The 9,068-nt window shown below is 38.7% G+C and carries 7 protein-coding genes (1 of these 7 cut by a window edge); 3 read left to right on the top strand and 4 right to left on the bottom strand.

Features of this window, described 5'->3' with window-relative positions:
• Positions 1-1,380: the 3' portion of a S41 family peptidase gene (locus tag ACYIB7_RS14480; protein WP_480337565.1), read on the top strand. The gene continues 1,860 nt to the left of window position 1, outside the view; the window shows 1,380 of its 3,240 coding nt (coding positions 1,861-3,240); its start codon lies off the left edge, out of view; its stop codon occupies positions 1,378-1,380.
• Between the two features lie 62 nt (positions 1,381-1,442).
• Here the strand turns inward: ACYIB7_RS14480 and ACYIB7_RS14475 are convergent, their stop codons facing one another.
• The 4 genes from ACYIB7_RS14475 to ACYIB7_RS14460 all read right to left on the bottom strand — a co-directional run bounded on the left by ACYIB7_RS14475 (position 1,443) and on the right by ACYIB7_RS14460 (position 2,990).
• Positions 1,443-2,069 carry a LysO family transporter gene (locus ACYIB7_RS14475; RefSeq protein ID WP_103983958.1) on the bottom strand — a complete coding sequence of 209 codons (627 nt, stop codon included), beginning with the start codon at positions 2,067-2,069 and terminating at the stop codon, positions 1,443-1,445.
• Entirely contained in the window at positions 2,066-2,344 is a 279-nt protein-coding gene (locus ACYIB7_RS14470; RefSeq protein ID WP_099464608.1) for a LysO family transporter, read from the bottom strand. The genes ACYIB7_RS14475 and ACYIB7_RS14470 overlap by 4 nt, the downstream gene beginning before the upstream one ends.
• Positions 2,345-2,349: 5 nt before the next feature.
• A complete protein-coding gene (locus ACYIB7_RS14465) occupies positions 2,350-2,697 on the bottom strand; it encodes a hypothetical protein (protein ID WP_146059483.1) in 348 nt (115 codons plus the stop codon).
• Positions 2,698-2,795: 98 nt separating this feature from the next.
• The gene (locus tag ACYIB7_RS14460; protein ID WP_103983956.1) at positions 2,796-2,990 is read right to left on the bottom strand and encodes a sigma factor; all 195 of its coding nucleotides are present in this window, start codon (positions 2,988-2,990) and stop codon (positions 2,796-2,798) included.
• A 177-nt stretch (positions 2,991-3,167) separates the two neighbouring features.
• Between ACYIB7_RS14460 and ACYIB7_RS14455 the strand changes: the two genes are divergently transcribed.
• The gene (locus ACYIB7_RS14455) at positions 3,168-5,381 is read left to right on the top strand and encodes a GH92 family glycosyl hydrolase (RefSeq protein ID WP_480338484.1); all 2,214 of its coding nucleotides are present in this window, start codon (positions 3,168-3,170) and stop codon (positions 5,379-5,381) included.
• A 546-nt stretch (positions 5,382-5,927) separates the two neighbouring features.
• Positions 5,928-9,062 carry a SusC/RagA family TonB-linked outer membrane protein gene (locus ACYIB7_RS14450; RefSeq protein ID WP_234999370.1) on the top strand — a complete coding sequence of 1,045 codons (3,135 nt, stop codon included), beginning with the start codon at positions 5,928-5,930 and terminating at the stop codon, positions 9,060-9,062.
• Positions 9,063-9,068: the final 6 nt, after the last annotated feature.

Here is a 9,068-nt window from a genome sequence, read left to right as displayed (position 1 = left end):
GCTGTACTTACTCCAAAAGGTGACAAGCTATATTACTGTGCTGCTTTTGAGAAAGGTTATGATCTGTGGATGCGCGATTTCAAAGAGAATACGACTAAATTGCTGATTAAAGATGTTGGAGCCGGCAGTATGTTTACGGATAAGAAAGGCGAGAATCTGTTCCTCGTTTCTAAAGGCCAATTAAAAAAGGTAGATATTAAAGACAGTAAAGTGGAACCTATAGCTTTTAAAGCCGAGTTTGCTTATCGTCCGGCTAAGGAACGCGAATATATTTTCCATCATATCTGGCGTCAGGTTTCTGATAAATTCTATGATCCGAAGATACACGGAATTGACTGGAAAGGATATGAGATTGCTTATGAAAAGTTTTTGCCTCATGTTAATAACAATTTCGATTTTCAAGAAATGTTATCCGAGATGTTAGGTGAATTGAACGGTTCTCATACCGGAGCGCGTTATCGTCCTGCACCTATTGCTCCGGCTACAGCTAGCCTAGGAGCTTTCTTTGATAACAACTATTCCGGTGATGGTCTGAAAATAGAAGAAATAATTGCAAAAGGCCCTCTTACACTTGCCGATAGTAAAATCACTACCGGTTGTATTATTGAGAAAATAGATGGGGTTGCAATTAAAGCCGGAGAAGATTATTATCCGCTTTTAAAAGGTAAAGAAGGAAAGAAGATTCTTCTGTCGGTATATAACCCTTCGACAAAAGTTCGTTTCGATGAACAAATTAAGCCTGTTTCTTATGGTAATTTGTCTGATTTGTTGTATAAGCGTTGGGTTGAACAACGCCGGAAGATGGTTGACGAACTTTCAGGAGGCAAGATTGGCTATGTACATGTAAAGGGTATGAATAGCGAAAGCTTTCGTGAGGTATATTCGGAAGTGTTAGGCCGTTGCCGTAATAAAGAAGCTTTGATTGTGGATACACGTCATAATGGCGGAGGCTGGTTGCATGATGATTTGGCAACCTTGTTGAGCGGAAAAGAATATCAACGTTTTATGCCACGTGGCCAATATATAGGAAGTGATCCATACAACAAATGGCTGAAACCTTCTTGTGTTTTGGTTTGCGAAGATAACTATTCCAATGCACATGGATTCCCATGGGTATATAAACATCTGGGCATTGGCAAACTAATTGGTACACCAGTGCCGGGAACGATGACGGCTGTTTGGTGGGAACAACAGATAGATCCTTCTATTGTATTCGGTATTCCCCAGGTAGGAGTACAGGATTTACAAGGCAATTATATGGAAAACCATGAATTACAACCGGACATTGAAGTTTATAATACACCTGAATCGCAAATGAAAGGTGAAGATATGCAACTAAAAGTTGCCGTACAGGAAATGTTGAAAACAATAGGAAAGTAATAAAAGAAGAAAGAACCGCAGAATTATTCTGCGGTTCTTTCTCTTTTATATCTGTTGTCTAGTTATAAGGAACAGAAAAACGAAACGAAAAAAGGGACGGTGAAGTCTACCAATATTCCGTGGAAAATAGATACAAATACTAGGTCTTTGCCAGAATAACGGGTGATAATGGGCAAAGTTGTATCCATTGTTGTTGCTCCTCCTGCACATATCGGTGCTAGTCGGCCAAAGTATTTTACAAACAGGGGAGCTCCTAGTAAGGCAAAGATTTCCCGTATGATATTTGCCATTAGAGCAATTGTTCCTAATTCGGTTGCCAGTTGAACTCCGAGGGTAGGTTCTTTCAATTGCGTGATTAAAATAGATGAAAGAGAGTAATAAGCAAAGCCGCTGCCTATGGCCAGGCAGTCGAATACGCTCCACTGCGTGAGTAATAAGCTGACAAGTGCCGAAAAAATTAAAGTCCCTATAATAGTAGCTAATGGAACAAGTAAAAGCTTAGGACGTATGCTGCATAGAATATCTTTTAGTTTCTTATCACACCCAATGCTGATCCCCACCTGGAACATCAGAAAATAAAGGACGTACATCGTAAGATTGCCACTGATAAGGCTATCGGGCACAAGCTTACCCCATCCTATCAGGCAGCCAAGAGCAAAAAAACCTACAACAATTAAACTGCCCTTCATGCATTGCTCCTTTCTTTAAAAAAGAAACGATAAACGAGCCAGGCTGCTAATACACTTCCCGTCGTTGTAGCTAATGCAATTAATAATGCTTGTCCTCCAAGCGTACTCAGGTTGCTGACGATTGCATCGTTAGCTCCCACAGATACTCCTAAAAGAAATAATAAAAGTAAAATAGTGTAAGAGATGGGTTTTCCTATTTTTTGTAGAAATTCAATCTTCCGTAATAAAAAACCAACGGCAATTCCTCCGAACATAATTCCGATTACTGTAAACATCCTGCTTATTCCTTAATTTGAACCTTTGAAACTTTTTTATTGAAACGAACAGGAATATTCATTCCTTGGGTATTGACAGTTCCTTCCAGTTGATCGTCTTTTGTCATTTTAAAGATGAGCTCGATATAAGCTCCATCCAGATAAAAATTACATTTATACGTTTCAGCATTGCTGTCTTTTATTATTTCATTGATAGCAAGTTCTGACCCCCGGACTTTTGCTATAGCCGTCAATTTTCCGCTTTTTTCTTTAAAATGACAATCGCCATCCTGATACCCGTTAGGTGCCTGTGGTGCAGAAAAAGACCAATTACCTGCTAATTTCTTTGCGTCTTCTTGAGCTGAAATAGCCATACACATGAATATACACGTCAAAGTGTATATGATTCTTATTACATTCGTTTTCATAATTATTTATCCGAATTAAATTAGTGCACCAAAGATAATTAATATCAATCAGATAGGAAAGAGCATTTTGACAGAATAGCCATAGTACTTTTTAGTGCAATATTTCGTGTCACCATAAGGCAATATGCCGGAAGATCATCGATAATCATCCATGTCGACCTTTGGCTCCATACTTTTAGCATAGCGTCTTGTACGATCTGCTCTGCTTGCTCCTTATTTCCCGTAATACGGAAAGCCATGCGGTACAGATTATTTTTTTGGAAGAAAATGGAGCAACAAGGTAGTATTGTCCTTTTTCACTATATTTGTAGAGTGATTAATGCTTAAATATTCAGAAGTTTAATAAAGATTCAATTAAATAATATCAAACAGTGAAAAGAACAACCTTATTATTTTCAACTGCTGTATTTGCTTTAATGCTAACCGGGTGTAAGCAGGCAACTACAACATATTCTCAAAACGATTATTTACAGTATGCCGATCCTTTTATCGGAACCGGATTTCATGGGCATACATTTCCCGGTGCAACACGTCCGAATGCACTGGTGCAACTTAGTCCGGATACTCATCTTTTAGGATGGGAAGCCAGTAGCGGTTATCATTATGACGATGATCGTATTTATGGATTCAGTCATACGCATCTCTCAGGTACGGGTATCGGAGATCTTGGCGATGTTGCTTTACTTCCTTATTCGGGAGAAGATTCTATTAAACCGGTAGCCACTTTTAAGAAAGATACCGAAAAAGCAACTCCGGGCTATTACGCAGTTCGGCTGGATAATTTTGGAATCAATGTGGAGCTCACAACTACGGATCGGGTGGGTTTTCATAAATATACGTATGATAATCCGAAAGAACGTAGGGTAATGTTAGACCTGGGGCATATACTTCAACCTAACTGGGGGCATAAAGTGATTGGTAACCAATATCTGTTTGTCAATGATTCTACAGTGGAGGGTACTGTGAAAACACAAGGATGGGCGTATTTTCATTCTGTTTCCTATCGCATTACATTCTCCGAACCGATAGAAACCGTTTATCAGTATATGGATGGGAAATTACGTAGCGATTCACTCTTTATATCTGTAAATACGGATAAAGACTTGAAGTTTCATTATAAGTTTCCCGAGAATAATCAACCGCTGTATGTAAAGGTGGGTATCTCTACCGTAGATACAAAAGGGGCAGCAAAGAATATGAGTGCCGAATTACCCGGATGGGATTTTGAGAAGACGCGTGAAGAATCTGCCCGGATATGGAATAAAGCTCTTAATCTGATTCAGATTGAAAGTGCAGATCCCAAAGTATTGGTTAATTTCTATACGGCACTTTATCATACAATGATATCTCCTTATGTGTATCAAGATGTAGATGGCCGTTATTTGGGCATGGATAAACAAATACATACAGCAAAACCGGGTTATGTTAATTACTCAGTTTTTTCTTTATGGGATACTTTCCGTGCATTGCATCCATTGATGACTATAATAAAACCGGAATTAGCATCCAATTGGGGAAATGTTTTGATTCAGGGATACAAAGAAGGCGGTATTTTGCCTAAATGGCCATTGGCTTCAAGTTATACAGGATGTATGGTTGGCTATCCGGCTATGTCCGTGCTTGCCGATCTTATATCGAAAGACCTTGCTGAAGGGGATATGAGCTTATGGTCGGAAGCAGCAACACGTTCTTCTGTTTATCGTCCGGATCTGGCTGAAAAGTTTAAAGGTACCCGGGAGCTTGACCTGATCACCATGCATCCGTATTATAAAGAGAAATATGGATTTGTTCCTGCCGATTCTGTTCCGGAATCTGTTTCCTGGGCATTAGAAATGGCTTATTACGATTGGTGTGTTTCGCAAATTGCCAGGAAGGCCGGCAATATGGAAATTGCCAATGAATATGCCAAGAAGGCTGAGTATTATAAAAAGTATTTGGATCCGGAAACAAAGCTAATGCGTGGAGTAATGGGTGACGGTTCATTCCGTACACCGTTTAACCCTCGTTATTCTTCTCACATGAAAAGCGATTATACGGAAGGTAACGCATTCCAATGGAGTTTCTTTGCTCCACATGATATGGATAACTTTATTAATGCTATCGGTGGTAAGAAAGAACTTGAAATGCGTTTGGATACTTTGTTCACGACTTCATCTGAAATAGAAGGAGAAGAAGCTTCGGCTGATATTACAGGCCTGATCGGACAATATGCGCATGGAAATGAGCCGAGCCATCATATGGCTTATTTATATAACTGGACCGATTCTCCATGGAAGGGACAGGAATATTTAGATTATATTATGCGGGAATTCTATACAAATGAACCTGGAGGTATTATCGGAAATGAAGATTGCGGACAAATGTCGGCCTGGTATATTATGAGCGCTCTTGGCTTTTATCAGGTATGTCCTGGTATTCCTGAATATACTTTGGGACGTCCAATGGTGGATCATGCAATAATTCATGTGAAAGGTGGCGAGTTTGAGATAGTAGTAAAAGATAATAGTCCGGCTAACAAGTATGTAAAGGAGGTAAAGCTGAATGGAAAAGTTTTTGATAGTCCTTTCATCTCGCATAAAGATATTGTAAAAGGCGGTAAATTGGAATTTACAATGAGTGCTACACATTAGTTAGATAATATCTATTATAACGCAAGAGAGGCGGCAGGCTGGTAAACATTATTACCAGCCTGCCGCCTCTCTTGCGTTATTGGAAAATGGTTTGATATATAAATCTTATACTAATGGATATGGTTATAAATTTGTGCTAAGGCATTGTAGGGTAACTTTTGTCGGACAGAAATAGAATATCGCATGAATAAATGTGAAAATTAATAAGATTTGTCTTTGTGTTTAAAAAAAATATTTTGGCATTTGTAATGGAACAAGGTACGACTTAGTTCTAATCGAACTAAGTCGTACCTTGTCTTTTCTTGGTCTTTTTTTAAAAAAAAGAAGCTTTTATGCTTGTGAAATTTATAAATCAAAGATTTTTGTCAAATAAAAGTATTAAAATGTTTCTTGGTTGTGTCTTTTTTTCATTCCTTTGCAACGGGAAAACGAGTGAAAACCATATAATGTTATTTAAGTTCGATTAGAACTTATTTTTTAGAGAATGGTTAAAGCTATTAAAAAATTGAGTGTTGCGAATACTACTAACAGTTAATAGATATGATTATGAAAAGTAAGCTAACGTGGTTAATGCTGTTTTTATGCTTGGGGATAAGCATATCAATAGCACAGACAAGTTCTGTAAAAGGCGTTGTTATTTCTGGTGATGATGGGATGCCTATTATTGGCGCATCTGTTTTGGTAAAAGGAACATCGCAAGGTACAATTACTGATTTTGATGGTAAATTTGAATTGTCGATACCTTCTGATTCCAAAATATTGGTTATATCTTATGTAGGTATGGAAACACAGGAAGTTCCTGCACAACCTAATATGAGAGTTGTTTTAAAAAGTAGTTCCGAAGCATTGGATGAAGTAGTGGTGGTTGCTTATGGCACAGCTAAAAAGTCCGTGTTTACAGGTTCTGCTGCTAGTGTGGATAATAGTAAAATTCAAACTCCCAGCGCTTCATTTGATAAATCGTTGCAAGGACAGGTTGCAGGTTTGCAGGTTATGTCTTCATCAGGACAACCGGGATCTACATCTTCTTTCCGTATTCGCGGATCCGGTTCTTTGAATGCTTCAAACGAACCTTTGTATGTTGTTGATGGTGTGCCCATCTCTGCAAATACAAAGTATAGTAAGTTGGCGGATGACAACGACAATACATCCAGTATTCTTGCAACTCTGAATCCTCAGGATATTGAAACTATAACAGTTTTAAAGGATGCGGCAGCTGCTTCACTATATGGATCACGTGCAGCTAATGGTGTTGTTTTAATTACTACCAAAAATGGTAAATCGGGTAAGGCAACAGTGTCTTTCAATGCCCAATTCGGTTTTTCCTCTGTTCCGAAGGCTTATGATATGATGAGTTCGTCTCAATTCTATGATACAAAGTTCCGTTCATATTACGAACAAAAACTGGCTGCCGGAGCTACTCCTGCAGAAGCTGCAGCTGCAGCAAATACATTAACACAGGGCGCAATTACTTTTAACCCATATAATATGGATCAACCTTATGATGCTAATGGTAATTTAGTTAATGGAGCACGCATTATTGTTGATACAGATTGGCAGGACGAGATATTTAAAACTGCATTTACCCAGGACTATAATATTAATGTAACAGGCGGTAACGAAAAGACCAGCTATTTCTTTTCAACAGGTTACCATGATCAGGATGGTGTAACTCCGTCTGCAATGTACAAACGTTATTCAGGAAAAGGTAATGTAACTACAGAAATAACACCTTGGTTAAAAGCTGGTATGAACGTAACTTTTTCTCATGCTATCCAGAATATGGAAGTAGGTGGTGGAGCCGGAGCTAGTCCATTGTACAATGCTTTATTGTTCCCCAATGGCGTTCCTGTTTATTTGACAGACAGCAATGGCAATCCGATTCTTGATTCAAACGGTAACAAACAGTTTAATTTTAAGAACCCTACTTCTTTGGATTTTAACCCTATTGCTATTCCGAAGATGGATATCAATCAAAGTAAGAATTATCGCTTTCTTGCATCTGCTTTTCTGGATTTCCAATTGTATAAAGGCTTAAATTTCAAGACTGTATTTTCTCCGGATTATATCCACTATTCGGAATTAAAATATTGGAATAAAGATCACGGTAACGGACCTGCTTATGGTGGACGTTCAGACCGTTATAATACAACGGATTTGATGTACACGTCTACTAATACGTTGAATTATAACACTCGTATTGCAGATAAACATAACTTGAGTGCTATGCTTGGTTTTGAGTATTGGCAGAGTGAATATGAAAGAACAGAAGCTGGTGCTACTTCATTCCCGCTGAACGGAATGCACGAACTTGGTTCAGGTGCATCTGCATTGGCTCCACAATCTAAGACGACGAAAGAGGCTTTGATCTCTTATTTGGGTCGTGTGGAATATACATATAATGATCGTTATAATTTCTCAGTAAGTTTACGTAGTGACGGTTCTTCCGTATTCGGGAAAGATAATAAATGGGGTACTTTTTGGAGCGCAGGTGCTTCCTGGCGTATGGAACAGGAAAACTTTATGAAGAACCTGACTTGGATAGATCAGTTGAAACTTCGCTTGAGCTACGGTACTTCCGGTAATAATCAGGGACTTGATCGTTACCAGTCATTAGGCCTCTGGGACACTGGCGCTGACTATATTTATGGTACAGCTTCCGGTACAGGTCATACACAGCTTGCTAATCCATATTTGCGTTGGGAAAAACAGGCAATGTTTAATATTGGCGTAGACTACCGCTTCCTGAATCGTTTTTATGGATCTTTGGAATATTTCCATAAAAACTCAAAAGACTTATTGTACAACTATCCGCTTGCCGCTTCTAATGGTTTTGAATCTATTATGATGAATATGGCCAAAGTTGCCAACTATGGTGTTGAGTTTACTTTTGGCGCCTATATTCTTCGTGATACTCCTGTAAAATGGAATGTAGACTTTAACTTATCTGCAATCCGTGACGAAATTAAGGATATAGTAGGTGACGACCAGATAATTTCTTCTACTAAAAAGATTTGGTCAAAGGGGAGTAGTCAATATGAATTCTATATGCCTACATGGGCGGGCGTAGATCCTAAGAATGGCGATCCTTTATGGATTAAGGTCGATGCTAACGGAAATCGTACGACTACAAATGTTTACAGCCAGGCAACTTATGAAAAACAAGGACGTGCTACTCCAGACCTCTATGGTGGTTTAAGTACAAGTCTTTCTTATAAAGGTTTTGACCTGTCTATCCTGTTTGCTTATAGCTGGGGTGGTTTGGTATATGACGGTTTGTATTCTCAGGTTATGCATGATGGTAATCAGGCTGGTGCACAGATGCATAAGGACGAATTGAATGCATGGACTCCTACGAATACAAATACAAATGTTCCGAAGTATTCAAATAATAATACAAATACTTCTAACGGTGTATCTACCCGTTATTTGTATGATGCAACGAATATTAAATTGAAGAATATTACGTTGACATACAATTTGCCTTCACGTCTGGGTGCTTTCTCCAACGTGGTGAAGGGTGCTAAAGTATTTGTAAGTGCAGATAACCTGTTTACATGGTTTAAAGATGACTGGAAAGGATATGACGATATTGACATCTTTGGTGTTGGTGGTTATAATGACTTGACTACGATCCCTGTGCCCCGTACATTTACAATGGGATTCAACCTGAACTTCTAATCAAAT

Source organism: Parabacteroides sp. KHUB-03 (assembly GCF_056640975.1).
The sequence above is the reverse complement of the archived record's forward strand: the minus strand, read 5'-3'. Positions and strand labels throughout refer to the sequence as shown.